Source organism: Rhodococcus wratislaviensis (genome assembly GCF_900455735.1).
In the GTDB taxonomy this organism is placed as follows: domain Bacteria; phylum Actinomycetota; class Actinomycetes; order Mycobacteriales; family Mycobacteriaceae; genus Rhodococcus_F; species Rhodococcus_F wratislaviensis.
Map to the genome: position 1 here is coordinate 477,994 of NZ_UAUI01000022.1, position 24,385 is coordinate 502,378.

At 68.4% G+C, this 24,385-nt stretch carries 23 protein-coding genes; 12 read left to right on the forward strand and 11 right to left on the reverse strand.

From position 1 onward, the window contains the following. Positions 1-152: 152 nt before the first annotated feature. The 5 genes from DTA22_RS24750 to DTA22_RS24770 all read left to right on the forward strand — a co-directional run bounded on the left by DTA22_RS24750 (position 153) and on the right by DTA22_RS24770 (position 3,309). A complete protein-coding gene (locus DTA22_RS24750; RefSeq protein ID WP_005244349.1) occupies positions 153-932 on the forward strand; it encodes an LmeA family phospholipid-binding protein in 780 nt (259 codons plus the stop codon). Then, a complete protein-coding gene (locus tag DTA22_RS24755) occupies positions 929-1,405 on the forward strand; it encodes a thioredoxin family protein (protein WP_112301222.1) in 477 nt (158 codons plus the stop codon). Before DTA22_RS24750 ends, DTA22_RS24755 begins: the two co-directional genes overlap by 4 nt. Positions 1,406-1,642: 237 nt before the next feature. Continuing rightward, entirely contained in the window at positions 1,643-2,095 is a 453-nt protein-coding gene (locus DTA22_RS24760; protein WP_112301223.1) for a DUF4395 domain-containing protein, read from the forward strand. A 68-nt stretch (positions 2,096-2,163) separates the two neighbouring features. Further along, a complete protein-coding gene (locus DTA22_RS24765) occupies positions 2,164-3,000 on the forward strand; it encodes a sulfurtransferase (protein WP_037230548.1) in 837 nt (278 codons plus the stop codon). A gap of 3 nt (positions 3,001-3,003) precedes the next feature. After that, entirely contained in the window at positions 3,004-3,309 is a 306-nt protein-coding gene (locus DTA22_RS24770; protein WP_005244353.1) for a DUF1416 domain-containing protein, read from the forward strand. A 67-nt stretch (positions 3,310-3,376) separates the two neighbouring features. On the opposite strand, the gene DTA22_RS24775 is transcribed toward DTA22_RS24770, so the two are convergent. Further along, a complete protein-coding gene (locus DTA22_RS24775) occupies positions 3,377-4,684 on the reverse strand; it encodes a cutinase family protein (protein ID WP_052033033.1) in 1,308 nt (435 codons plus the stop codon). A 242-nt stretch (positions 4,685-4,926) separates the two neighbouring features. Between DTA22_RS24775 and DTA22_RS24780 the strand changes: the two genes are divergently transcribed. Together DTA22_RS24780 and DTA22_RS24785 are read left to right on the forward strand one after the other, a co-directional pair. Next, entirely contained in the window at positions 4,927-5,649 is a 723-nt protein-coding gene (locus tag DTA22_RS24780) for a heme-binding beta-barrel domain-containing protein (protein ID WP_005244359.1), read from the forward strand. An 86-nt stretch (positions 5,650-5,735) separates the two neighbouring features. Then, a complete protein-coding gene (locus tag DTA22_RS24785) occupies positions 5,736-6,845 on the forward strand; it encodes a type IV toxin-antitoxin system AbiEi family antitoxin domain-containing protein (protein WP_112301224.1) in 1,110 nt (369 codons plus the stop codon). A 242-nt stretch (positions 6,846-7,087) separates the two neighbouring features. Here the strand turns inward: DTA22_RS24785 and cydC are convergent, their stop codons facing one another. The 5 genes from cydC to DTA22_RS24810 form a co-directional block, all read right to left on the reverse strand. Further along, the gene (gene cydC / locus DTA22_RS24790; protein WP_112301225.1) at positions 7,088-8,767 is read right to left on the reverse strand and encodes a thiol reductant ABC exporter subunit CydC; all 1,680 of its coding nucleotides are present in this window, start codon (positions 8,765-8,767) and stop codon (positions 7,088-7,090) included. Further along, the gene (gene cydD / locus DTA22_RS24795; protein ID WP_112301226.1) at positions 8,757-10,463 is read right to left on the reverse strand and encodes a thiol reductant ABC exporter subunit CydD; all 1,707 of its coding nucleotides are present in this window, start codon (positions 10,461-10,463) and stop codon (positions 8,757-8,759) included. Before cydD ends, cydC begins: the two co-directional genes overlap by 11 nt. After that, positions 10,460-11,497: a cytochrome d ubiquinol oxidase subunit II gene (cydB, locus tag DTA22_RS24800; protein ID WP_009477911.1), complete on the reverse strand. Its 1,038-nt coding sequence runs from the start codon at positions 11,495-11,497 to the stop codon at positions 10,460-10,462. Before cydB ends, cydD begins: the two co-directional genes overlap by 4 nt. Positions 11,498-11,508: 11 nt before the next feature. Continuing rightward, on the reverse strand, positions 11,509-13,005 hold the full coding sequence (locus tag DTA22_RS24805) for a cytochrome ubiquinol oxidase subunit I (RefSeq protein ID WP_112301227.1): 1,497 nt from the start codon (positions 13,003-13,005) through the stop codon (positions 11,509-11,511). Between the two features lie 133 nt (positions 13,006-13,138). After that, the gene (locus DTA22_RS24810) at positions 13,139-14,011 is read right to left on the reverse strand and encodes an aminodeoxychorismate lyase (RefSeq protein ID WP_112301228.1); all 873 of its coding nucleotides are present in this window, start codon (positions 14,009-14,011) and stop codon (positions 13,139-13,141) included. Between the two features lie 62 nt (positions 14,012-14,073). Between DTA22_RS24810 and ygfZ the strand changes: the two genes are divergently transcribed. From ygfZ to DTA22_RS24830, 4 genes are all read left to right on the forward strand, one after another. Next, positions 14,074-15,195, forward strand: coding sequence for a CAF17-like 4Fe-4S cluster assembly/insertion protein YgfZ (gene ygfZ / locus DTA22_RS24815; protein ID WP_112301229.1), 1,122 nt, complete (start codon positions 14,074-14,076; stop codon positions 15,193-15,195). Next, positions 15,192-15,860 (forward strand): MOSC domain-containing protein, encoded by a 669-nt coding sequence (locus DTA22_RS24820; RefSeq protein WP_112301230.1) that lies wholly within the window; start codon positions 15,192-15,194, stop codon positions 15,858-15,860. Before ygfZ ends, DTA22_RS24820 begins: the two co-directional genes overlap by 4 nt. Next, positions 15,857-16,810, forward strand: a complete 954-nt coding sequence (locus DTA22_RS24825) for an asparaginase (protein WP_112301231.1) — start codon at positions 15,857-15,859, stop codon at positions 16,808-16,810. Before DTA22_RS24820 ends, DTA22_RS24825 begins: the two co-directional genes overlap by 4 nt. A 181-nt stretch (positions 16,811-16,991) precedes the next feature. Continuing rightward, positions 16,992-17,192: a DUF3073 domain-containing protein gene (locus tag DTA22_RS24830; protein WP_005244376.1), complete on the forward strand. Its 201-nt coding sequence runs from the start codon at positions 16,992-16,994 to the stop codon at positions 17,190-17,192. 111 nt (positions 17,193-17,303) lie between these two features. Here the strand turns inward: DTA22_RS24830 and purM are convergent, their stop codons facing one another. Continuing rightward, positions 17,304-18,383, reverse strand: coding sequence for a phosphoribosylformylglycinamidine cyclo-ligase (gene purM, locus DTA22_RS24835; RefSeq protein ID WP_005244377.1), 1,080 nt, complete (start codon positions 18,381-18,383; stop codon positions 17,304-17,306). Positions 18,384-18,503: 120 nt separating this feature from the next. Then, a complete protein-coding gene (gene purF, locus DTA22_RS24840) occupies positions 18,504-20,087 on the reverse strand; it encodes an amidophosphoribosyltransferase (RefSeq protein ID WP_005254820.1) in 1,584 nt (527 codons plus the stop codon). 173 nt (positions 20,088-20,260) lie between these two features. Between purF and DTA22_RS24845 the strand changes: the two genes are divergently transcribed. Then, positions 20,261-21,580, forward strand: coding sequence for an SAM-dependent methyltransferase (locus DTA22_RS24845; RefSeq protein ID WP_112301232.1), 1,320 nt, complete (start codon positions 20,261-20,263; stop codon positions 21,578-21,580). Here the strand turns inward: DTA22_RS24845 and DTA22_RS24850 are convergent, their stop codons facing one another. Genes DTA22_RS24850 through DTA22_RS24860 form a run of 3 tightly spaced genes read right to left on the reverse strand, consistent with a single transcriptional unit; the run spans position 21,581 to position 24,382 of the window. Then, positions 21,581-21,967: a sterol carrier family protein gene (locus DTA22_RS24850; RefSeq protein WP_037230566.1), complete on the reverse strand. Its 387-nt coding sequence runs from the start codon at positions 21,965-21,967 to the stop codon at positions 21,581-21,583. It abuts the gene before it with no gap. 4 nt (positions 21,968-21,971) lie between these two features. Then, complete coding sequence (locus tag DTA22_RS24855; RefSeq protein ID WP_112301233.1) at positions 21,972-22,616, reverse strand: CPBP family intramembrane glutamic endopeptidase; 645 nt, start codon at positions 22,614-22,616, stop codon at positions 21,972-21,974. After that, positions 22,613-24,382 carry an alpha/beta hydrolase gene (locus DTA22_RS24860; protein WP_112301234.1) on the reverse strand — a complete coding sequence of 590 codons (1,770 nt, stop codon included), beginning with the start codon at positions 24,380-24,382 and terminating at the stop codon, positions 22,613-22,615. The genes DTA22_RS24855 and DTA22_RS24860 overlap by 4 nt, the downstream gene beginning before the upstream one ends. Between the last annotated feature and the right edge of the window lie 3 nt (positions 24,383-24,385).

The following is a 24,385-nucleotide window of genomic DNA, read 5'->3' on the forward strand; positions in this document are numbered from 1 at the left end:
GCCGGTCCAGGTAGATCGACACTGAAGGTATCGACACTTTTGTCGGTGACAGAGTAGCGCGCCGCCGTCGGCGTCCGTTGCACCGAACCCCCGGCAACCGGCGCGGAGGTTGCACCGACACTCCCCCGGCCGGTGTCCGTCACAATGGGGCCGTGCGGAAACTCATCATCGGAATCGTCTTCCTCGTGGCTCTCGGTCTCGTCGTCGACTTCGGTTCGGCGGCCTACGCGGAGTACCGGGTGTCGCGGGAACTGCGGGCAGGCGCGTCCCTCACAGCGGATCCCGAGGTGACCGTTCACGGCTTTCCGTTCCTCACTCAGGCGTGGGACGGCAAGTACGAGAACATCGAGATCCGCGCCCAGGGAGTACAGAGTGACGTGGTGGGCGAGGTGACGATCGAGTCCACCCTCCTGGGTGTCTCCGCGCCGCTGTCCGACCTCGTCGACGGCTCCGTGAAGACCCTTCCGGTCGATCACCTCTCCGGCCGCATGCTCATCGACGCCACCGACCTGGGACGCTTCCTCGACATCCCCGACCTGCAGGTTTCGGCCCCGCCAGCCAGCAAGTCGGACGGCACCGGCGGTTCCGGCGGCTCGGGGATGCCGACCGCGGGCGGCGTCGTCCTCACCGGCACCGTCCCCGTCGGGCCCATCGAGACCACCGTCAGCGTGCAGGCCGACCTGGTCCTCGACGGTGGTCAGGTGAAGATCGTCGCCAGCGACTTCTACTTCGGGCCCGAGGGCCACGCCGACTTCACCATCCCCGAACCCCTCGCTCCCGCGATCCTCGGCCTCTTCACCCGGACGATCGACCCCAGAGAACTCCCGTTCGGCGTCCAGCCGACCGAGGTCTACGCGGAAGGCTCGCAGATCGTCATCGAGGGCGTCGGCAACAACGTCACGATCGACCTGAACGAACTACAGAGCCGATGACCGGAATCACACTGTTACTGATCGCACTGTTCGCCGCCGTCGTGTTCGGGCTCGTCTGGCAGCGCCGCCAGGGAGCGGTCCGGAGCACCGGCGAGACGACCGCAGTGGTGACCGACCAGCGACGGCTGCTCCTCGAGGCGGCCGGCATCGGGCCGCAGTCGCCCGAACACCCTCGGCGGGCCACCGTCCTCCACTTCTCCGCCGACTGGTGCGGCCCCTGCGCGGCGGTGCGCAGAGTGGTCGGACAGGTCGTCGCCGACCTCGCCGGCGAACCGGAACCGCCCGTCGAAGTGGAGGTCGACATCGACGAGTATCCCGCTCTCGCCAAGGAACTCGGCGTTCTGTCGTTGCCGACGACGTTCATTCTCGACGCCGACCTGCAGCAACGCTTCCGGGTGTCCGGAGTGCCCGCCGCGACCGACCTGCGGGCCGCTCTCGGACCCCTCACCCGGCCCCCGGCTTCAAATTCCTGAAGAACCGGGTAAACTCGTCGTCGTGCAATCCAGCCACGAGCTCATGCTCACCCGTCGCCGCACAGTTGACCTGTGCCGCCTCGGGGCTTGTTGCTGTACCTGTTGCTGATCACCAGGGCTGTCGCTTTCTGCTGACACCGCGGACTCCGCGCACGTGATCGAAATCCCGATGACGACGTCTTCCGTCGTCGTTCGGCGCCAGGCAAGCATTCAGGACTCACCGCAGGAGCACTTCTCATGTCCACAACACTCGAGCTCGAGCAGGTCGACGTTCGTGGCCCCCGGTTCGCCGCCTGGGTCACCACCGCTGTCCTCGTCGCCGTGCTCGTCGTGTCGACGTTCTCGCTGGTCGCAGCAGGAATTCTGCTGGCGTTGCAAGCGGTCGTCTTCGCGGCAGGCGCAGCCACCGGGCCGCGACGCAGCCCGTACGGCCGGATCTTCGGCACCGTCGTCGCGCCGCGACTCGCTCCGGTGAGCGACCGCGAACCCACCGCACCGCTCCGCTTCGCGCAGCTCGTCGGCTTCGTCTTCGCCGCCGTCGGCACCGTCGGCTTCCTCGCAGGCTCCGGCGTCGTCGGCGCCGTCGCCACCGCATTCGCCCTGTTCGCCGCGTTCCTCAACGCCGCATTCGGGTTCTGCCTCGGCTGCCAGATCTATCCACTCGTCGCACGCTTCCGCACCGCGGCCTGAAAGTTTTCACACCGAGAACCACTGCACGATCCACCCGACACAAGTAAGTACACATCGAAAGGAACACCATGGCTCGCTCCGATGTCCTAGTCTCCGCCGACTGGGCTGAGCAGAACCTCAACGCCCCCAAGACCGTTTTCGTCGAGGTGGATGAGGACACCAGCGCATACGACGGCGGCCACATCGAAGGCGCCATCCGCCTCGACTGGCGGAAGGACCTGCAGGACGGCGTCCGTCGTGACTTCCTGAACCAGCAGCAGTTCTCCGACCTCCTGTCCGCCAAGGGCGTCGCCAACGACGACACCATCGTTCTCTACGGCGGCAACAACAACTGGTTCGCGGCATACGCGTACTGGTACTTCAAGCTGTACGGCCACCAGGACGTCAAGCTGATCGACGGCGGCCGCAAGAAGTGGGAGCTCGACGGGCGTCCCCTCTCCAAGGAGACCGTCACCCGCGAGGCCACCCAGTACAAGGCCGAGGCACCCGACCTCTCGATCCGCGCGTTCCGCGACGAGGTCATCGACGCCATCGGCAACAAGAACCTCGTCGACGTGCGTTCGCCCGACGAGTTCTCCGGCAAGATCCTCGCTCCCGCTCACCTGCCGCAGGAGCAGGCGCAGCAGCGTGGACACGTCCCCACGGCCATCAACATCCCGTGGAGCACCACCGCCAACGAGGACGGCACGTTCAAGTCGGACGACGACCTGGAGAAGCTGTACTCGGAGAAGGGCTACGACGAGGCCAAGCCCACCATCGCGTACTGCCGTATCGGCGAGCGCTCCAGCCACACCTGGTTCGTGCTCAAGGAGATCCTCGGCAAGTCCGATGTCAAGAACTACGACGGCAGCTGGGTCGAATACGGCTCGCTCGTCGGCGCACCCATCGAGTTGGAGGTTCACTGAGCCATGTGTGGAGCACCTGTACAGACCCAGACCCTGCCCGCGGGCGTCGACGTCGAGAAGGAAACGGTCATCACCGGCCGCGTTCTCGCCGCTGACGGCCAGCCGATCGGTGGAGCGTTCGTGCGTCTCCTCGACGGCGGCGGAGAGTTCACCGCCGAGGTCGTCGCCTCGGGCACCGGAGACTTCCGCTTCTTCGCCGCTCCCGGCGAGTGGACCGTGCGTGCACTGTCCAGCTCCGGCAACGGCACCTCGACGGTGAGCCCGTCGAGCGCAGGCGTGCACAACGTCGACGTCACGGTCGGCGAGTAGTCACCAGCTGACGACACCAGAATGGCCCCGCTCCGGATTCGGAGCGGGGCCATTCTGTCGTGTGAGACTACTTGCCCTCCGGGACAGGGACGGCTGACGCCTCAGCGGCCTTTCGGTCCTTCTCCGAATGCGCGAGTGCGGTGATCCAGTCGACCACCTTCTCGCTCTCCCAGTACCAGGGGTCGTTCGGATTGTTGTTCCAGTAGAACAGGTGCTGGATGAAGCCCAGGAAGATGTACGGCTTGATCACCAGTTCGAAGACATCGCTGTTGTCCTCGACGAACCCCGGGCCCTCCTGCGCGAGCTTCGCCTTCACGACCTCCGAACCGGGACCCATCGCCCAGTTGAGCGCCTCGACGATCTGTTCCTGGGACACCTGCATGTTCCGGTCCGGGCCGTCGGGGTCGTAGGTCCGGTCGGCGACCTTGCGGAGAACGTCCAGGAAGGACTCGTCGGAGGCGAACCAGTCTTCGTGGGTGACGATGTGCACGATCGACCGCGCCGCCATGTTCGTCACCGCATTCGCGAAGTCGGAGACGGTCTGGCCCGGGTTCAGCAGGGTGAAGTGCATCTGTCCCAGCACCCCGAGCGCCAGTTCGAGGACGGCGATCTCCTGCGGCGCGTCGCACGCGATGTCGTAGGGCCGGCACGCGTACGTGATCTTGCCGTCGAGAGCGCCGTAGTCGGCCGGCTCGGATGACATGAATCCGCCGCCGGGCGGGCCGGGTTCGCCCATCGAGGGGGTGCCCGCGGGGCGGTACGGGTCGCCGATCAACGCGACGCCGGCGATGTCGTCGGCGGTGACCAGAGCATTGCTGTCGCGGTGCCCGAGTTCGCGCGACACCCGTTCGACCACCTCGGCGCCGACGCTGTACCCGAGCAGCACGTACTTGGTGTCGTCGCCGCACTTCACCTTGTTCTCGTCGAGGATCCTGTTCGTCGACGCGACACCCGCGGCCATCGAATCCTGGTATGTCGGAACGGGTTGCAGCAGACCCAGGCCGTACGTGGACGGGTAGGGGACGTACATCCACCCCACCGTTCCCGGTTCGTCCTTGTTCGCCTCGCCGGTCGGCACCGTCACGTTGCCCACCCAGTTCGACCAGAGCTGCCGATTCTCGTCGGCCAGCGGGTTGCGGTCCTCCGTCGAGTCGGTGGCGCCGGACACGGCGACGATCATCACGTCGGGGCAGTCGGCGGCGTAGTTGTTCGGATCGACACGGTCCGTGTCGGCACTTCCCGAACCCGCGCTGCCGGTGTCGGGCGCGGCGACGGCGAGACCGGGAGCGCCGAACGCGGACACGGTCAGCAGCAGCGCCGTCGCCGTGATCGCGGCCCGCACCGGACCGGTGGCGGCAGTACTCGATCGAAGCATGGGACCTCCGGGAGGGGCGGGAGACGAGACGACCGCATGAGGATGTTCGGAACCGACCGGGTGGTCGCCTTCGGGAAACCGTAGCCGCAGTCACCGTAAGTCGCCTCCCGTTTCGACCGTTCGACGGGTTCGGTTTAGGATGTCCCCGTGGTTATCTTCTTCGAGGTACTTCTTGTCCTTGCCGCCGTGTTGATCACGTGGTTCTCGCTCTACACGATCTACCGCCTGGTCACCGACGAGTCGTGAGTCAGAACCCGGACGCAGGCGCAGATCCGCCTTCCGAGCACCCGACTACGAGCGCGCCCGCTGGGGACACCCCCACCGTGCGTCGTGGTAGCGGTGACGCAGCCGTCGCGGACGCCATCGAGCGTTCCAAGACGACGGCGTCGCGGAACATCCCGCAGCTTCCGGACCTTCCGCTGCCCGAGGACACCGCAAATCTGCGCCTCGGCCCGGATCTGAACAACGAACTCCTCGCAGTACTGCCCCTCGTGGGTGTGTGGCGCGGTGAAGGGGAAGGCCACGACCCCGACACAGGCGACTACCCCTTCGGGCAGCAGATCATCGTCTCCCACAACGGTGGCAACTACCTCAAGTGGGAATCCCAGACCTGGGTTCTCGACGCCGACGGCGAATACGTGCGCCCCGACCTCCACGAGACCGGCTTCTGGCGGATCAGCGGAGACGGCATCCCCGGCAGCACCAACGAGGAAGTCGTCGAACTCCTCCTCGCCCACAGCTCCGGCATCGTCGAACTGTTCTACGGCCAGGCCCTCACCCAGTCGTCGTGGGAACTCGCGACCGACGTCGTGATCCGCAGCACCTCCGGTGTTCTCGTGGGCGGCGCCAAGCGCCTCTACGGCATCGTCGAGGGCGGCGACCTCGCGTACGTCGAGGAACGCATCATCGCCGACGGCGAGCTGCGCCCCCACCTCTCCGCGCGGCTGTCCCGCTACGTTGGCTAGCGCCCGTGAGTACTTATTAACCACGGGCGGTTAACAAGTACTCACGGCTCGGGTTATCCACAACCTGAGGTTCATCCACAGGTCAGTTGAAAACGGCCTGTTTCGGGCGAATCCTGTCGGTCGGCGTGCGCACCGTCGCGTTCATGACGACTGCGACGATCGACTTCAGGCCCGACTTCCAACGCGTCCTCGACTATCAGCACGGCCTCGTCACGGCCCGGCAACTGCGCGGACTGGGTATCTCGACCCGGCAGATTCAGCACATGGTGGAGTCCGGCCAGTGGTCGGCGGTTCTGCACGGCGTCTATGCCGTCACGAACGGTCCGCTCGACCGGCCGATGACGCTGTGGGCGGCGCTGTTGTTCGGCGGTTCCCGAGCGATTCTCAGCCATCGGACCGCGGCCGAGGAATGGGGGCTGATGCCCATCGATCCGGACGGGCCGATTCACGTCACCGTGCCCTACGGGTTGTCCGCGGAACCGCAGGGACCGACGTATCGGAAGGTCGGCCGGCGATCCGACCGTCCTGTTCCCCGCGAGGGCGATCTCCTCCACCCCGGGGTCGTGGTGCACCGGTCCCGGGCGCACGCACACATCCTCGTCCCGACGCTTCAGCCTCGAACGTCGCGGGCAGACACCATCGTCGATCTCGCCGTCGCGGAGCCGTCCGCGGTGGCGGCCGCACGGGTCCTCGTGTCATTGGTCACCGGCAGCGACATTCCGGTGCACGAAGTGCTTCGACGGATCGAGCAACGTCCACCGCGCAGATACCGCAAGGCGCTCACCGACGCGCTGGCGTTCGTTTCCGGCGGAGTCCAGTCGATTCTCGAGCACCGGTACGCCGTCGACGTCGAACTCGCGCACGGACTACCGGCCGCCCGACGACAGTCGCCCGTTCTCGTCGACGGAAGAACCCTCTACGAGGATGTGGACTACTCGGACAGCGGCGTTCCGCTCCTCGTGCGGCTGGACGGTCTGCGGTACCACTCGTCGCGGTCGGTGGCGCTGCGCGACCGTCGTCGCGGCAACGCGGCGGAACTCGCCGGCCTGGCGACGCTGGTCTACGGCTGGGAGGAGGTGACGCGGCGCTCGTGCGAGGTCGCGGCCGAGGTGCGGACGGTTCTCGAGCGGGGCGGTTGGAGTGGGCCGAACCTGTGCCCGCGCTGCCGTGAGTACTTATTAACGTCGGGCGGTTAACAAGTACTCACGGGCGCGGAGCGCACAACAGCCCCCGAGCCTTCCGGTGCTGGTGCACCGGGCCCGATCTGGACCAGACCGGGGGCTCGGGGGCCGGGTAGCTGCCTGGGATTCGCTCGCCGCTCGCGCGGTCAGTGAATTCCGTCAGCGGTAGCGGCTAGCTGGCAGCCACCTCACGTGTCCGTCTGTCATTCAATTTCAGACCACCTCCTTCCTCGTGTACTGAAGAAAGTACGCCGCACTCACGGAGTCGGCAACGCATTTTCGCTCTCAGCTTTCTCGACCCGTATCACCAGGTCAGCGCTGGTATCCTCCGGAAGCTGGTGAGTGACCACCACGACGGTGCGCTGCGGCGACACCAGTCCGCCGTCGCGCGCGAGCAGTCGCCGGAGCAGGTCGGCGCCCGCGTCGGCGTCGAGGTGCTCGGTCGGTTCGTCCAGCAGCAGCACCCGGGCGGACGACAGCAGCGCCCTGGCGAGGAGCAGTCGGCGACGCTGTCCGCCGGACACCGCCCTGGCACCACCGGCGAGTGCCGTGTGCACGCCATCCGGCAGCCCCGACACCCATCCCCCGAGCCCGACGCACTCCAGGACGGTCAGCGCCTCCGCTTCCTCGAGGTCGCCGCGCGCCACCCGCAGATTCTCGAGCACGGACGTGTCGAAGAGGTGCGCGTCCTCCGCGAAGAATCCGACGTTCCGGCGCAGAGACTCGGATCTGACCTGGTGCAGGTCGAGCCCGTCCACCTGGACCGTCCCCGACACCGGTGGGAGCAACCCGGCCAGGGTCATCAGGGTGGTCGTCTTCCCGGACCCGCTGCCGCCGACGATCGCGACTCGGAAGCCGGGCCGCAGGTCGAGGTCGAGCGGGGCGGTGACCTGTCCTCCGGGCCAGCCGCACCGCAGGTCCTTCGCGACGACCTCGGCGGGTCCGTCCAGCTCCCGGTCGCCGGGGTGCGGATCCGCGACGGCGGCGTCGAGCACGGCGAGTATGCGGCGCGACGCGATCCGGGCCCGGGTCAGTGCGACCGCCGCGGCGGGCAGCGCGGCCGTGGCTTCGAACGCGGACAGCGGCAGGAGCACCAGGATGCCCATCGCCATCGGGCTCATGGTCCCCGACGAGTACAGGTCCATGCCGATGAGCAGCGACGCGATCACGCTGACGCCCACCGCGAGTGGTGTGGCGGCGTCCGCGAACGCGCTGGGTGCGGCGGCGCGGTCGGTGGCCTCGACCGCGGCGTGTTCGGCGGCGACGGCCCGCGACACGGTCCGGTCGACGCGACCTGCGACGCGGAGTTCCGCGGCGTGATCGAGCGCCGTGACGGCGTCTTCGCTGAACCGCGCCCGCGCGTCGGCGCCGGACGTCTCGGCCAGGCGGGCGGCCCGCGCGGACAACCAGGGCGCCGCGACCCCCGACACCGCGAGCGCGACTGCGAGCACGAGCGCCGAGGCGGGCGAGATCACCGCGAGGATGCCGACCGCGGCCACGGCGAGGACGACGGACACGGCAATGGGGACGAGCGCGCGCACGACGACGTCACCGAGGGTGTCGACATCGGCCCCGGTGCGGGCGAGCAGTTCGCCGCGGCGCAGGCCGGCGGCGGCTGCGGGGTCGCCGTCGGCCAGCCGCTGGTACAGCTGGGTGCGGGCGGACGTGGTCCCGCGCAGGGCGGTGTCGTGGGTGGCCAGCCGCTCGAGGTAGCGGAAGACGCCGCGGGAGATGCCCAGCGCCCGCACCGCCACGACGGCGACGCTGAGGTCCAGGACGGGCGGCATCTGCCACGCCCTCGTGATCAACCACGCCGACAGCGCCGCCAGCGCGAGCGCACTGCCCAGCGTGGCGACGCCGGCGGCGACGGCCCGCACCACCCGTCCCGGTTGCAGGTCGAGGAGCGGCAGTGCCCGGATCAGCGGGTCACGCGACATCGGCGCTCACCTCGATCACCCGGTCGGCGGCCGCGAGCACGGTCGGCCGGTGCCCCACGACCACGACCGTCCGGCCGGCGGCGGCCAGGCTCCGCAGGGAATCGAGCACCGTCCGCTCCGACGCGTCGTCGAGGTGTGCGGTGGGTTCGTCGAGCACCAGGACCGGACGCCGGGTGGCCAGCACGCGGGTCAGCGCGAGCCGCTGCCGCTGACCGAGCGACAGTCCCGTTCCACCGGACCCGACGCGCGTGGACCAGCCGTCGGGGAGTTCGGCGAGGACCTCGTCGAAACCCGTTGCTGCACAAGCCTGTTCGAGGTCGACGACCTCGCCGATGAGCCGAAGGTTCTCGTCCAGCGTGCCGGGAACGAGGACGGGGTGCTGCGGGAGCCACGCCACCTGCGCCCACCACGCGGACCGGTCGAGCGAACTCACGGCGGCGCCTGCCACGCGTACCTCCCCCTGCTCGGGTTCGACGAGGCCGAGGAGTGCCTGCACCGCAGTCGATTTCCCGGAACCGTTGGGCCCGGTCAGCACGGTCACCGCGCCGGGTTCGAGGGTCCCGGTCAGTCCGTGCGGCGCCAGGCCGTGCCGCGACGCGACGTCGACGCCGTCGAATTCGAGACGCGCCCCGGCCGCATCCACCACGACCGCACCGTCGGCGGCGTCGTCGGGACGATCGGTATCGATGACGGCGAAGGCCCGGCTCGCGGCGGCCATTCCGTCCTCGGCGGCGTGGAACTGGGTTCCGACCATCCGCAGCGGAAGGTACACCTCGGGCGCGAGAATCAGCGCCACGATCCCCGCTTCGAGACCCATCTCCCCGTACACCAGCCGCAGTCCGATGCTGACGGCGACGAGCGCGACGCACAGCGTAGCCAGCAGTTCCAGCACCATCGACGACAGGAACGCCACCCGCAGCGCCGACATCGTGGTGCGGCGGTGGGCGTCGCCGAGTTCGCGCACCCGCGTCGCCGGGCCCTGTTCGCGGCCCAGCGCGCGGAGTGTGGGCAGGCCGGCCAGGAGGTCGAGCAGCTGGGAGGACAGTGTGGTCATCGCGGTCAGCGTCTTGGCGGCCTTGCCCTTGGTGAGCAGGCCGATGAGGATCATGAAGACCGGGATGAGCGGCAGCGTGACGAAGATGATCGCCGCCGACGTCAGATCCTGAAACGTGATGACCGCGAGCGTCGCCGGAGTGAGCGTCGCAGCGAGAACCAGAGCCGGAAGATACCCGGTGAGGTACGGCACGAGACCGTCGATTCCGCGGGTGAGCACGGTCGCGATCTCGTCCCGCCGCGGATCGAGTTCGCGCGGTCGCAGGCGGGTGGCGACGCCGAGAACCTCCCCCTTCAGCTCCGCCACGACCCGCGTGGCGGACCGGTGCGCGAACCGGGACTGCAGCCAGGTGCCGAGCACTCGCACTCCGACCGCGGCGGCGAGGACCACCAGTTCGGTGGACCACCGCCCGACGTCGGTGTCGTCGTCGACGATGACCCCACCGAGCACCCGGCCGATCATCAGCGCCGACACGATGACCATCGCGACGTTGACCACCGACAGCGCGACGGTGAGGACGAGGTACCCGCGGGCCGCCGCGGAGTAGCGCCAGAGGCGGGGATCGACGGGACGCCGGGATCCTCGCTCCCCGCCCGGGCGCTCGTCGGCCGGGCGGGGTGCGTCGCCTACCGCTGTGCTCATCTGCGCCCGAGCGGGAGACCGATCGACGGCGGGATGTGCTTGGTCGAGATCCGTTGGCGGAACACCCAGTACGTCCAGCCCTGGTAGATCAGCACCACCGGGGTGAGGAAGGCGGCGGCCCACGTCATCACCTTCAGCGTGTACGGACTCGACGAGGCGTTGTCGATGGTCAGGTTGTACGCGGCGTCCAGCGTGGACGGCATGACGTTGGGGAACAGCGAGCCGAACAGCAGCGCCACGGTGGCGATGACCGCGATGGACGTGAGCAGGAACGCCCAGCCCTCACGTTCGGCGCGGGTGAACGCGACCACCCCGAGGAGTGCGGCGGCGGCGATCGCGACGAGGATCCATGTCCAGCCCTTGCCGTGCGCCAACTGCGTCCACAGCACGAACGCGCCTGCCACCGGAACGGCCGGGATCGCCAGCCGGGACGCCAGTTCGACGGCGTCCGTGCGGACTTCGTCGGCCGTCTTCAGCGCGAGGAACACCGCGCCGTGCAGGGCGAACACGAGCGCTGTCGTCAGACCACCCAGCAGCGCATAGGGATTGAGCAGATCGAAGAGGCTCGAGGTGACCTGCTTGTCGGCGTCGATGTCGACGCCCCGCACGATGTTCGCGAACGCGACACCCCACAGCACGGCGGGCACCCAGGACCCGAAGACGATGCCCCAGTCGCATCGCCTGCGCCAGGTGTCGTCGTCGATCTTGCCGCGGTATTCGATGGCGCAGATCCGGACGATGAGCGCGACGAGAATGATCAGCAGCGGCAGATAGAAGCCGGAGAACAGGGTGGCGTACCACTCCGGGAACGCGGCGAACAGCGCGCCGCCGCCGGTGATGAGCCACACCTCGTTGCCGTCCCACACGGGCCCGATGGTGTTGAGCACCACCCGCCGTCGCGTGTCTCCGTTCGGGTCCTTGCGCCTGCCCAGCACCGGCATCAGCATGCCGACACCGAAATCGAATCCCTCGAGGACGAAGTACCCGATGAAGAGCACCGCGATCAGGATGAACCACACTTCTTGAAGTCCCATGACCGTCTCCCCTAGTACGCGAACGAGAGTTGCTCGGGCTTGCCCGGTTCTTCGGGCTCGTCGTGGTCGTCACCCGGTGGATGCGCGTCGTGTTCGAGTGGTCCCTCGATCGTGTAGCGGCGGATCAGCGTGAACCACACGACGGCCAGCGCCCCGTAGACCACCGTGAACGTGATCAGTGAGACCCAGACGGTCCACGGGGAGTGATTCGAGACGCCCTGGTCGACAGTGAGTCTGATCATGTCGACACCGGTCGGGTTGGGTGCCACGACCCACGGCTGGCGGCCCATTTCGGTGAACACCCAGCCCGCGCTGTTCCCGAGGAACGGCGTCGGGATGACGGCGATGGACAACCAGCCGAACCACTTCTTGTCCGGGACACGGCCGCCGCGGGTCATCCACAGACCGACCACGGCGAGCAGCGCCGACCCTGCGGCCCAGCCGATCATCGCGCGGAACGTCCAGTAGGTGACGAACAGGTTGGGCTTGTAGTTGCCGGGCCCGTACATCTCCTCGTAGCGGGCCTGGATCTCGGTGACGCCCTCGACGGTGGAGTCGAAGGTGCCGTCCGCCAGGAACGAGGTGAGCCCGGGAATCTTGATGAGCTGGGTGATGCTCTCGCAGTTGTTCTGGGTGCCGACGGTGAGGATCGAGAAGTCGGCACCGGTTTCGGTGTGGCACAGCGATTCGGCCGATGCCATCTTCATGGGTTGCTGTTCGAACATCAGCTTGCCCTGGATGTCGCCGGTGATCGCGAGTCCGATGCCCGCGGCGACCATCACCCACAGCGCGAGGATGGTGACCGGACGGAACATCGTCCGTGCGGTCTCCTCGTGCTTCTTCGCCACTTCGGGTTCGGTGGCTTCCTTCGATTTGCGCATGCTGCGCACCATCCACCAGCCGCCGACGCCGGCCACGAATGTTCCTGCCGTGAGGAATGCTCCGGCCACGACGTGCGGGAAGGCTGCGAGCGCTGTGTTGTTGGTGAGCAGTTCCCAGATGCTGGTGAGTTCCGCGCGCCCGGTCTCGGGGTTGTAGACGGCCCCGACCGGGTGCTGCATGAACGAGTTGGCGGTGATGATGAAGTACGCGGACGCGTTCACCCCGATCGCGACGAGCCAGATGGTGGCGAGGTGGACGAGCTTGGGCAGCCGTCCCCAGCCGAAGATCCAGAGGCCGAGGAACGTCGACTCGAGGAAGAAGGCGACCAGGCCCTCGAGAGCGAGGGGTGCGCCGAAGACGTCACCGACGAAGCGTGAGTACTCGCTCCAGTTCATCCCGAACTGGAATTCCTGCACGATGCCGGTGGCCACGCCGAGCGCGAAGTTGATCAGGAAGAGCTTCCCGAAGAATTTGGTGAGCCGATACCAGTGATCCTTTCCGGTGACCACCCACATCGTCTGCATGACGGCGATCAGCGGCGCGAGCCCGATCGTCAGCGGAACGAGGATGAAGTGATAGACGGTGGTTATGCCGAACTGCCACCGGGAGACATCCAAGGCATCCATGGCTACTCCGAAACTGGGCCCGTAGGACAGGCTTCAGGGCCGGAGCGTGGGCTTCCGCCCGACCCTTGAAAACAACGTACTGCGGGGTCGTTTCCCCCGCAGGACTTTGCTACTACGAAATGTAGTAGACCTGTCAAGCCTCCGCGGACTCGGCACCCACCGCCTCGACCGCGAGGTCGACCAGCTCCACGATCTCGTCGGCGAGCGGCGCGTCGGGCAGGGCAAGGCCGTCGATCTTGCGCACGCGCGCGGCCATGGTGACGCTGGAGATGAGCCAAACACCTTCCGCCGTAATGAGATCCGCCGGACGCAGAGACGCGTACTCGCAGCGGAACCCCTTGCCGGACGCGACCTCGAAGAGCGCCTGCTGCGTGGTGCCGGGCAGGATTCCGTGCTCCGGCGGCGGCGTGAGGAGCGTCTTCTCGCGGGCGATGACCACCGTGGAACGTGGCCCTTCCAACACATTGCCCTCACTACTGACGAAGATCACATCGTCGGCGCCGAACGTGGCCGCGTACCGCAGCGCCGCCATGTTCGTCGCATATGACAAGGTCTTCGCCCCGAGTAGCTGCCACGGCGCACTCGCCGACAGATCCACCGAATACCCGCGGGCCAGTGTGAGTACCGACACTCCGTCGCGTCGTGCCTCCAGTATCCGCTCGGACACCGGCCCGACGGTGACGAAGGCGGTCGCGTCGCCACCGGACTCCCGGCCGCGGCTGAGCACGAGTCGCATCGCGCCCTCCCGCTCGGACCCCCACTCCTCGACGGCCAGCTCGAGGGCCAGGCGCCACTCGTCCAGGTCCTGAATGGGTAATCCGAGGGCGCGCGCCGACGCGACGAGTCGGGTGAGGTGTGGCTCGACCTTCAGTGCGCGACCGCCGCGCACCAACAGCGTCTCGAAGACACCGTCGCCGCGCACGACCGCCAGATCGTCCGCGTACAGCAGCGGGGCATCCGCGTCCCGCACCTCGTGGTCCAGCGTCACCAGCACTCGATCAGACATGACACCCAGACTATCGACCCTGCTGACCGCCACCTGTGGTCCATGGTCCCTAGACTGGGTTCGTGGTCGACAAACTGCCCGTCTCACCCAGTCCACTCGTCACGGCCCCGGGCGCGGTCCCTGCGCCGGAAGGCTCTCCCGACGCCGGCGTCGCCTGGCATCACGGCGATCCCCTCGGCGAACAACGCAGCGCCGAACGTTCCGCGGTGGTGGTCGACCGTTCCCACCGGTTCGTCATCGCGATCAGCGGACCCGAACGACTCACCTGGCTGCACACCATCTCGAGCCAGCACGTCGCCGCACTCCCCGACGGCGCGAGCGCCGAGAACCTCAGCCTCGACGTCAACGGCCGCGTCGAGCATCACTTCGTCCAGACCGATCTGGACGGCGTCACCTGGATCGACACCGAGGCCGACCGCGGACCCGACCTCCTGTCGTTCCTCACCAAGATGGTGTTCTGGTCCAAGGCCGAACCCCGTGAGGGCAACGAACTCGCGGTCCTCAGCGTCATCGGCCCCGACGCCGTGACGGTCCTCGACGCGGCCGGTGTCGTGGCGCCCACCGAGCCGTACGCCGCCGCCGCGGTCCCCGGGGGCGGGTTCGTCCGCGGCATGCCGTGGCCGACCGCCGACTCCTTCGACCTGCTGATCCCCCGGGAAGGGCTCGCGACGTGGTGGGGCCGGCTCACCGCCGCCGGCGCCGCTCCCGCCGGAACCTGGGCGTTCGAGGCACTCCGGGTGGCCGCCGGCCGGCCCCGGATCGGACTCGACACCGACGAGCGCACCATCCCGCACGAGGTCCGCTGGATCGGCGGTCCCGCCGAACACGGCGCCGTCCACCTCGAGAAGGGCTGCTACCGAGGCCAGGAGACGGTGGCCCGCGTCCACAATCTCGGCAAACCGCCCCGTCACCTCGTCCTGCTGCACCTCGACGGCAGCGCCGACGCCCTTCCCGAACCCGGCGACCCGGTGACGGCGGGAGGCCGTGCGGTCGGACGGATCGGCACGGTGATCGACCATCACGAACTCGGACCCATCGCGCTGGCCCTCGTCAAACGGTCGATCCCCACCGACACCGAATTGGTGGTCGGCTCGTGCGCCGCCTCGATCGACCCCGACTCCGTGCCCGCGGACGACACCGTCCAGGCAGGTCGCGCCGCCGTCGACCGGCTCCGGGGCCGATGAGCGAGGCGACCGCGACGGCCGGCGAGGTCCTGGCCGTCTGCGTGCTGCACACCGAACGGGACAGCGGCACCCGACGGGTGCCCCGGACGGCGATCGACAAGCGCCCCGTCGACGGCCCCGTGCGCGTCACGACCGCCGGACTGGTCGGCGACCGCGTCTGCGACACCGAATACCACGGTGGCCCGTTCAAGGCCGTCTACGCCTACCAGGAGGACGAGGCGCAGCGCTGGGCGTCGGAACTCGGCCGCGAACTGCCCCCGGGATGGTTCGGCGAGAACCTCCGCGTCGACGGGATCGCCGCGACCGACGCCGTGATCGGCGAGCGCTGGCGGATCGGCACCACCGAACTGGAGGTGACCAGCCCGCGGACACCGTGCGGCACGTTCGGCGTCTGGGCCGCCGAGCCCCGGTGGGTCAAGCGGTTCTCCGAACGCGCGGACACAGGCGCGTACCTGCGGGTGGTGACAGAGGGGTCGGTCACCGCCGGCGACGCCGTCCAGCGCATCCACGTCCCCGGCCACGGTGTCACCGTGCGCGATCTGTTCACCGGCCGCGACCCGGAACGGTTCGTGGCGCTGCTCGAACAGCAGGAGAACCTCTCTCCGACCGTCGCGGACAAGGCCCGCCGACGGATCGCCGGACTGGAAGTGCAGGTCACGTATTGAGCATCGAACTGGTCGAGGTCGTTCGTTCCGGATTCCGCGAATGCGTCCACCGCGGTTCCGCGGTGATCCTCCGCGCGGACGGCGAGATCGCGCTCACCCTCGGTGAGGTGCACACACCGATCTACCCGCGGTCGTCGAACAAGCCGTGGCAGGCCGTGACGATGCTGCGGAACGGTTTCGAACCGTCCAGTTCCGAAGAACTCGCGATCGCGACCGCATCCCACGAGGGTGAGTCGGACCACATCGAACTCGTCGAGCGGCTACTCGCCCGGTACGGCCTCGACGAGGACCGGCTCCGCTGCCCCGCCGATCTACCCTCCAACGAACTCGCCCGGGCCGAACTGCTGGCCGCCGGCGAGCTCCCCCGCCCGGTGTACATGAACTGCTCCGGCAAGCACGCGGCGATGCTCGCCACCTGCCTGGCCAACGACTGGCCGTTGGACAGCTACCTCGAGCCGACGCATCCGCTGCAACTCGCGGTCGTCGAGACGCTCGGATCGATCAGCGGCGACGTCGACGCCGAGCTCGGCATCGACGGATGCGGGCTGCCGATCGTCCCGCTGTCGCTGACGCATCTGGCGCGCGCGTTCGCCCGGCTCGTCACCGCCGAGCCCGACTCCCCCGAGCTCGCCGTCGCCGACGCCATCCGCGAACACCCCTACCTCGTCTCCGGCACCGGCAAGGACGACGCGCGGCTGATGCCGGTCGTGCCCGGACTGCTGTCCAAGGCGGGCGCCGACGGTGTCTACGCCGGCGCGCTTCCGGACGGCTCGGCGTTCGCGCTGAAGATCGACGACGGCCACGAACGGGCCCGGTTGCCCCTCGCCGCAGCACTTCTCCACAGGATGGGCGCCGAGTGGACCGAGGATCTGGCGGCCCTCGCGTCGCAGCCCGTGCTCGGCGGCGGCGTCCGAGTGGGGACGGTCCGGGCAATTCCGGGAGTCTTCTGAAAGCGAAATACCGGCATCGGGGCAGCTCGCGAGCCCGGTGAGACTAAACCGACACCGCTTCGGGGTGTGGATGGAAGCGCGAGGGACTTTTCCACGCTAGAGTGTGGGGCAGGAACTTACACACTCAAACGGGGCCGCCAAATTCCCCAGGCCGCCCCGCGAAAGCGCGAGGGGGTCAGCCATGGGCCGCGGCCGGGCTAAGGCAAAGCAGACCAAGGTTGCACGCGAGCTGAAGTACAGCGTACCGACCACGGATTTTGACAGCCTGCAACGAGAGCTCTCAGGTGGGTCGTCCAACTCGCATCGGGACGAGGTCTTCGCTGACCAGCGTGCCGACAGGGAGGGTCACTCCCGGGAGGACGACGACGACTGGCGGCGCTGAGATCTGAAGACAACGAAATGAGGGGGAGCCGCTACCGGCTCCCCCTCATTTCCACATCTTCAGCCGGTCGGGGCCACTAGCTCGCCCCGTTCCGACCGACGGCGTCCGACCCTAGAACCTCGGGTGATCGCCGGCGAGAATTGCGCGCTCGGCCGACACGTCGTGCGACTTCTTGATGCTGCCCAGCGTCCAGCAGTCGATGTGGCGTGCCGTCAGGACGGCCAGCGCACGATCGACGTCCTCGGGCGCCACGATCGCGACCATGCCGACGCCCATGTTGAACGTCTGCTCCATCTCGGCCCGCTCCACGCGTCCGCGCTGCGCGATCATCGCGAAGATCGGAGCCGGGCTCCACGTGCCGCGGTCGAGTTCGGCGACCAGACCCTTCGGCATGACCCGCGCGAGGTTGTTGGCCAGTCCACCGCCGGTGACGTGGCAGAACGTGCGCACGTCGGTCTCGGCGGCGAGGGCCAGGCAGTCCTTCGCGTAAATCTTCGTGGGCTCGAGCATCTCCTCGCCCAGGGTGCGGCCGAACTCGTCGACGTGCGCCGTCAGGCTCATGTGGTCGATCTCGAGCAGGACCTTGCGGGCCAGCGAGTAACCGTTGGAATGCAGTCCGGACGATCCCATCGCGATCACCACGTCGCCGGGACGGACCCGGTCCGGCCCCAGCACCTGGTCGGCTTCGACCACACCGACGCCGGTCGCGGACAGGTCGTAGTCGCCGTCCGCCATCACACCGGGGTGCTCCGCCGTCTCGCCACCGAGCAGCGCGCAACCAGCCTGGATGCAGCCTTCGGCGATGCCGCTGACCAGTTCGGCGACACGCTCCGGGACGACGCGCCCGACGGCGATGTAGTCCTGCAGGAACAGCGGCTCGGCACCGCAGACGACGAGGTCGTCGACGACCATCGCGACGAGGTCGAGGCCCACGGTGTCGTGCTTGTCGAGTGCCTGAGCGACGGCGAGCTTCGTGCCCACACCGTCCGTGGACGCCGCGAGCAGCGGCTCCTTGTAGTCACCCTTGAGCGAGAACAGACCCGCGAATCCACCGAGACCACCGAGAACCTCGGGACGGCTGGCGCGCTTGGCCAAGGGAGCGAAGAGTTCCACCGCCCGATCGCCTGCGGCGATGTCCACTCCTGCGGCGGCGTAGGACGCGCCAGGGCGACTTGTCGGATCCTCGGTCATGTGGTTGTTACTCCAGCCTTCTGTTGCTCGTCAAAATCGTGTCGGTCGGGCAATCGAGTGCTGTGATTGCGTCCTTACGGTACCGGAGTACGTTCTCCGGCCGGATCCCGATGTACCGGCCTACGGCCGACTGAGGGCGTTCGCGTTGTCGTTCTCCCGCGTCGCGGGACCGCCTGCCGCGCTCTCGAGCATTCCCTCGAGAACGTTCTTTCCGATCGACGTCTCCGTGGGGAGCGCGATGGGGTACGTGCCGTCGAAGCAGGCCGCGCACAGTCGTGTCGCAGGCTGCTCGGTCGCGGCGATCATGCCTTCGGTGGAGATGTAGCCGAGGGTGTCGGCGCCGATGGAACGGCGCACCCCTTCGAGCATCTCGTCGAAGCTGCCGGGTTCGCCACCGCCGCCCGCGCCGTTGGCGATCAGCTCGGCCGGCGAGGCGAAGTCGATGCCGTAGAAGCAGGGCCATTTGACCGGCGGCGACGCGATCCGGACATGGATCTCCAGTGCGCCGGCCTCACGGAGCATCCGGATGAGCGCGCGCTGGGTGTTGCCGCGGACGATCGAGTCGTCCACCACCACGAGGCGCTTACCGCGGATGACTTCCTTGAGGGGGTTGAGCTTGAGGCGGATACCGAGCTGACGGATCGTCTGCGACGGCTGGATGAAGGTGCGGCCCACGTAGGCGTTCTTCATCAGACCCTGCCCGTACGGAATGCCCGACCCCTGCGCGTAACCGACCGCGGCGGGAGTGCCCGACTCGGGGACCGGGATGACGAGGTCGCCCTCGGCGGGGTGCTCGGTGGCGAGGCGACGGCCGATCTCGACGCGGGTGGAATGCACCGAACGTCCGGCGATGACACTGTCCGGACGGGCCAGGTACACGTACTCGAACACGCAGCCCTTGGGCTCGGGGTTCGCGAAGCGGGAGGAACGGACGCCGTCGGCGTCGATGGCGAGCAGTTCGCCGGGCTCGATGTCGCGGACGAAGGACGCGCCGACGATGTCGAGTGCGGCCGTCTCGCTGGCCACGACCCAGCCGCGGTCCAGGCGTCCGAGGCACAGCGGGCGGATGCCGTGCGGGTCACGGGCCGCGTAGAGCGTGTGCTCGTCCATGAAGGTGAGGCAGAACGCGCCGCGCAGTGTCGGCAGGAGCTTCATGGCCGCCTGCTCGATGGTGCTGTCGGCGGCGGCGTGCGCGAGGAGGGCGCCGACGACGTCCGAGTCGGACGTGGCGCCGCCGGGGCGCTTGTCGTTGACCAGTCCGGCTTCACGGGCGCGCTGCGCCAGCTCCGCCGTGTTGACGAGGTTGCCGTTGTGCCCGAGGGCGATGCCGCTGCCCGCGGCGGTGGTGCGGAAGATCGGCTGCGCGTTCTCCCACGTGGTCGAGCCCGTGGTGGAGTAACGACAGTGACCGACGGCGACGTGGCCCGGCATCGCTGCCAGGGTCTGCTCGTCGAACACCTGGCTGACCAACCCGAGGTCCTTGAAGACCAGCACCTGCGAACCGTCGGCGACGGCGATACCCGCCGCTTCCTGCCCACGGTGCTGCAGAGCATAAAGTCCGTAGTAGGTGAGTTTCGCCACATCCTCTCCCGGCGCCCAGACGCCGAAGACTCCGCATTCCTCGCGGGGCTCGTTCTCGTCCTCGTCGGACGGGTTCGAAGAGAGAAGATTAGGACTGTGGACCGACAGATCGGCTCTGGTCACCGGGGTGCTCCCTGGGGATGGGCGTGTGAGGGGCAAGGTCAGTCTACGTGCCCTGCGCCGTCGCTTCGCCCACGGTGCCGATCGAACCGGCCCGACTCCCGGACGGACAGCCGAAAATAGATTAGTTTCGGTATCGATCAGTATCCTCGAATCGCAGAGCGGGGGCTTTTCCGATGAACGTCCGCAGCGCGGCTCCGACCGCCGCAGAACGCCTGCTGAACGCCTTCGAGGGTGCGATGGGCATCCCCATTCCTGTGCACGTCCGATGCTGGGACGGCTCTGAGGCGGGCCCCGACTCCGACGTCACCATCGTCTTCCGCAACCGCCGGGCCATCCGGAGGGTGCTGTGGTCGCCGAACGAACTCGGTCTCGTCCGGGCCTACGTGTCCGGTGACCTCGAGATCGAGGGCGACGTCTTCCGACTGCTGACGCTTCCGGATCTCGTCGGCCGGCTGGGCACTCTCGGTGTCCGCGGATCCGACCGCGGCACCGTCCTGAAGTCGCTGTCGACTTTCGTCCGGCTCGGCGGTCTGGGTCTCCGGCCGACACCGCCGTCGGTGGAGGTGTCCCGGCGCCGCGGCACCAAGCACAGCAAGGCGCGCGACGCGTCCTCGGTGTCACATCACTACGACGTAGGCAACGATTTCTACCGCCTGTTCCTGGGGCCGACGATGGTCTACTCCTGCGGGTACTGGGACCAGCGATCCGACGACCGCGGTGCGATCGGGACGCTCGAGGAAGCGCAGAACGAGAAGCTGGACCTGGTCTGCCGCAAGCTCGGACTCCAGTCGGGCATGCGACTGCTGGATGTGGGCTGCGGCTGGGGTTCGATGGCGATCCACGCCGCCGAGAAGTACGACGTGTCCGTCGTCGGCGTCACCCTCAGCCACGAACAGGCCGAGTGGGCGCGGGCGAGGGTCTCCGAGGCCGGGCTGTCGGATCTGATCGAGATCCGTGTGCAGGACTACCGCGACGTCGTCGACGGTCCGTTCGACGCGATCTCCAGCATCGGCATGTCCGAACACGTCGGCGACTCCGCGCTGCCGGGCTATGCGCAGCACCTGCTCGACCTTCTGCGTCCCGAAGGGCGGCTGCTCAACCACGCCATCGCCGCGGTCCGGTCGCTCACCGGCACGGACAATTCCTCGGGACTGATCGAGAACTACATCTTCCCGGACGGCGAGGTGCTGCCGCTGAGCAGAACGCTCGACGCCTTCGAGCGCGCCGGACTCGAGGTGCGCGACGGCGAGGCCCTCCGGGAGCATTACGCACTCACGCTGCGGGCGTGGGTGGGCAGACTGCGCGACTCCTGGGACGACGCGATCCGGCTCGCCGGCGCGGAGCGGGCCCGCACCTGGTTGCTGTACCTCGCGGCCAGCGCCCTGGGGTTCGAGGAGAAGGGCCGGCTGACGATCCATCAGGTGCTGGCCGTGCGCCCGTCCGACGACGGGTCGAGTGGCCTGCCGCGCACCCGCGCATTGTGGCTGGGCTAGCTATACGCGCAGCAGCGGCAGCCAGTGGGCGATCTCCCCGGCGCGACTCCCCGACACCGAGACTCCGCCGCCGGCGGTCGCGCTGTCGAATTCCAGCAGTCCCGTCACTAGCAGCAGCCACGTCCGGGGGTCGGTCTCCACGACGTTCGGCGGCGTGCCCCGGGTATGCCGGGGACCTTCGATGCACTGGACCGCGACGAACGGCGGCACCCGCACCTCCACGCTCGACCCGGGTGCCACCTGCTCGAGCGTCCGCGCGCTGAGCCGGACCGCCGCGGCCAGCTGGGTGCGGGACGGTTTCTCGTCGGAATCGCCGCGCAGCCACGGACCGACCTCGAGTACGGCGGCCCTCAGTTCGGCGGGATCTACGGCTCGGCGCGACGGCATACGTTCAATCTACTGTGTGAGCTCGCGCGACTTCGGCTGCCACCGCCCCACCGACGTTGACCGAAAGGTGCAGCAGTGCAGGGGCTACGACGCTTCCGCTGCGTCGACGCAACCAGTCGAACAGCACTGCGGAGGAGCCGGTGAGCAGCATGCTCGCGGCGACGCCGTCACCGGCGGTCCGGGCCGCGCGCACGTGCCACAGCGCGAACGTGGCGGCGTGCAGGGCGTGAGCCGTCGTCGGCGGCCAGGCCCGTCGCAGCATCGCGGACAGGACGCTGCGGAACAGCAGTTCCTCGTGCGCCACGGTCCCCACCGGGATCCGGAACCCCACCCAGCCGACGAAATCGGTGACGCGGTCGCCCGTCGGCACACGCCTGCGCAGTGCGGGCACGCACAACGTGATCGCGTATCCGGCGAGCGGGACCACCGAGGCCGCGGCGCCGTATCGCAGCCCGGACGGCACGTTCGACGCGGACAGGCCGAGTTCGTCGACGCCGTACCCCGCGGCGCGTGCTGCTCCCACGACCGACAGTCCGAGCACGCCTCCCGCGACAGCCCGCCCGTACGGGCCGAGGCCCGAACCGGGCAGCACCACGTTGTTCCACAGCACGGCCGCCGTCGCACCGGCAACGGAGGCGAGCCTGCTCACTTCTCCGGTCCCTCTGTCCCGGAGAGGGATTCGAGAGTAGAGCGGACTCGTTCGGTGTCGACGGGCGTCCACCCCTCGGGCTGGGCGACCGTGATCCAGCCGTCGAGGACGAGAGTCCCGTAATTGTGGCCGTGTCCGTCCGGCACGCCTGCGGCGTTGGTGAGGTCGGCCGAGACCTGCCAGAACGTCACGAACGGAAACCATTTCATCGACGGCGAGCGATCCTCGCCCGGTGGTTCCTTCAACCAGTCGGGCCGGGTGAACGCGAGGTCGGGCGACCACCACACGACGGGATCGGACGGGTGCTGGACGTACAGGATGCGCGGCGACAGCCACTCGCCGGTGTTCTCGACCATGTCGGCGGAGTCGTCGGCGAACCGCACCACCAGGCCCGCCGCGTACTCGGGGTCCACCTCGGGTGTGCCGGGGTCCCGGCGCTGGATCAGCTGTCCCCACAGGCGGTTCGAGTTGGGCGGCCCGACCCACAGCACGCCGTCGACGGTCTGCCGGATGTCGCTCAGTGTGCCGAAGGCGCCCTCCCCCGCCTGGGTGCCGAGACTTTCGCCGTAGACCAGCAGTTTGGGACGCGTCGCCTCGGGCTCCTGCAACCACCGCTCGTGCACGCGGTCGATCAGCTTCTTCCCTGCCTCCGCTGCCTTGTCGCGGTCGGCGAGGAACGAGATCCAACTCGGCAGGAACGAGTACTGGCTGGCCACCAACGCCGTGTCACCGTTGTGGACCAGCTCGATCGCCTGCGCCGCAGTCGGATTGATCCAGCCGGTGCCGGTGGTGGGGATGACGACGAGGACCTTGCGCGAGAACGCGCCGGTCCGCTCGAGTTCGTCGATGACGATGTCCATGCGCGCGTCCGGGTCCTCGGCGGTCTCGAGGCCGGCGTAGACGCGGATGGGGTCCTTGGCCGGTGTGCCGTTGGCTGCCGTGAGCTCGTCGGCGTCGAGGCCTCGGGACACGAAGTTGCGGCCCTCGTAGCCGAGGGTGTCCCAGGACGCCAGCGACTCGGGGCTGCCCGACTTCTCGGGGTCGAGTGGCTGCTCGGCGCCGTCCCGGGTGGTCGAATTCTGCAGGCTGAACGCCGCATTCGTGGCGGCGTAGATGCCGCGCATCAGAACACCGTCGACGAGCAGGAAGAACAGCACCGTCACGATGAGGATGCCGACGGTGGTGGCCGTCGGGATCGCGAGGTGCCACCGCCGGATGAGTCGTGCCGCGATCCACCGCACCAGTTCGCGCAGCAGCCGCCACACCGAGATGATCGCGGCGCCCACGAGCAGACTCAGACCGCCCGTGCGGATGTACCCGGTGGTGGTGGTGCCCTCCGCCCCCATCAGCGCGGCGAGCTCGCGCTGCCATGCCGCGGAGTACGCGAGCATCACGAGACTCACGACCACGCACGTCACCGTCACGACGACGCGCAGGCCGGTGGACCACGGTTCCGGCAACGGCCACCACGACCGGCGCCGCAGGAAGTACCGACGCACCAGCCAGCCGATCGCCGTTCCCACCGTGTAGCCGATCGCGGCGTTGATGCCGCCGATCAGCCCCTGGAACAGCCAGTCGCGGGGCAGCAGCGACGGCGTCAGCGACCAGCAGAAGAACAGCGTCGCGAACGCGATGCCGGTGAAGTCGAGCCGAAGGAAACGCCAGGTCCGGTCGAGTCGGGGACCGTGGAGGAGTGCAGGATCAACCAGCCGCGAGAGTTCCCGCGGCCCCCTGTCAACCCTCTCCAATGCCCCCGATTCGACCATTCA

What these genes read in the sequence shown, in the direction of transcription:
- purM (WP_005244377.1), bottom strand. Translation starts at nt 18,383, where the DNA reads ATGACCGAGGATCCGACAAGTCGCCCTGGCGCGTCCTACGCCGCCGCA.
- DTA22_RS24770 (WP_005244353.1), top strand. Translation starts at nt 3,004, where the DNA reads ATGTGTGGAGCACCTGTACAGACCCAGACCCTGCCCGCGGGCGTCGAC.
- DTA22_RS24860 (WP_112301234.1), bottom strand. Translation starts at nt 24,382, where the DNA reads ATGGTCGAATCGGGGGCATTGGAGAGGGTTGACAGGGGGCCGCGGGAA.
- DTA22_RS24810 (WP_112301228.1), bottom strand. Translation starts at nt 14,011, where the DNA reads ATGTCTGATCGAGTGCTGGTGACGCTGGACCACGAGGTGCGGGACGCG.
- DTA22_RS24845 (WP_112301232.1), top strand. Translation starts at nt 20,261, where the DNA reads ATGAACGTCCGCAGCGCGGCTCCGACCGCCGCAGAACGCCTGCTGAAC.
- cydB (WP_009477911.1), bottom strand. Translation starts at nt 11,497, where the DNA reads ATGGGACTTCAAGAAGTGTGGTTCATCCTGATCGCGGTGCTCTTCATC.
- DTA22_RS24830 (WP_005244376.1), top strand. Translation starts at nt 16,992, where the DNA reads ATGGGCCGCGGCCGGGCTAAGGCAAAGCAGACCAAGGTTGCACGCGAG.
- DTA22_RS24765 (WP_037230548.1), top strand. Translation starts at nt 2,164, where the DNA reads ATGGCTCGCTCCGATGTCCTAGTCTCCGCCGACTGGGCTGAGCAGAAC.
- DTA22_RS24775 (WP_052033033.1), bottom strand. Translation starts at nt 4,684, where the DNA reads ATGCTTCGATCGAGTACTGCCGCCACCGGTCCGGTGCGGGCCGCGATC.
- cydC (WP_112301225.1), bottom strand. Translation starts at nt 8,767, where the DNA reads ATGTCGCGTGACCCGCTGATCCGGGCACTGCCGCTCCTCGACCTGCAA.
- DTA22_RS24805 (WP_112301227.1), bottom strand. Translation starts at nt 13,005, where the DNA reads ATGGATGCCTTGGATGTCTCCCGGTGGCAGTTCGGCATAACCACCGTC.
- DTA22_RS24850 (WP_037230566.1), bottom strand. Translation starts at nt 21,967, where the DNA reads ATGCCGTCGCGCCGAGCCGTAGATCCCGCCGAACTGAGGGCCGCCGTA.
- cydD (WP_112301226.1), bottom strand. Translation starts at nt 10,463, where the DNA reads ATGAGCACAGCGGTAGGCGACGCACCCCGCCCGGCCGACGAGCGCCCG.
- DTA22_RS24760 (WP_112301223.1), top strand. Translation starts at nt 1,643, where the DNA reads ATGTCCACAACACTCGAGCTCGAGCAGGTCGACGTTCGTGGCCCCCGG.
- DTA22_RS24755 (WP_112301222.1), top strand. Translation starts at nt 929, where the DNA reads ATGACCGGAATCACACTGTTACTGATCGCACTGTTCGCCGCCGTCGTG.
- DTA22_RS24820 (WP_112301230.1), top strand. Translation starts at nt 15,192, where the DNA reads ATGAGCGAGGCGACCGCGACGGCCGGCGAGGTCCTGGCCGTCTGCGTG.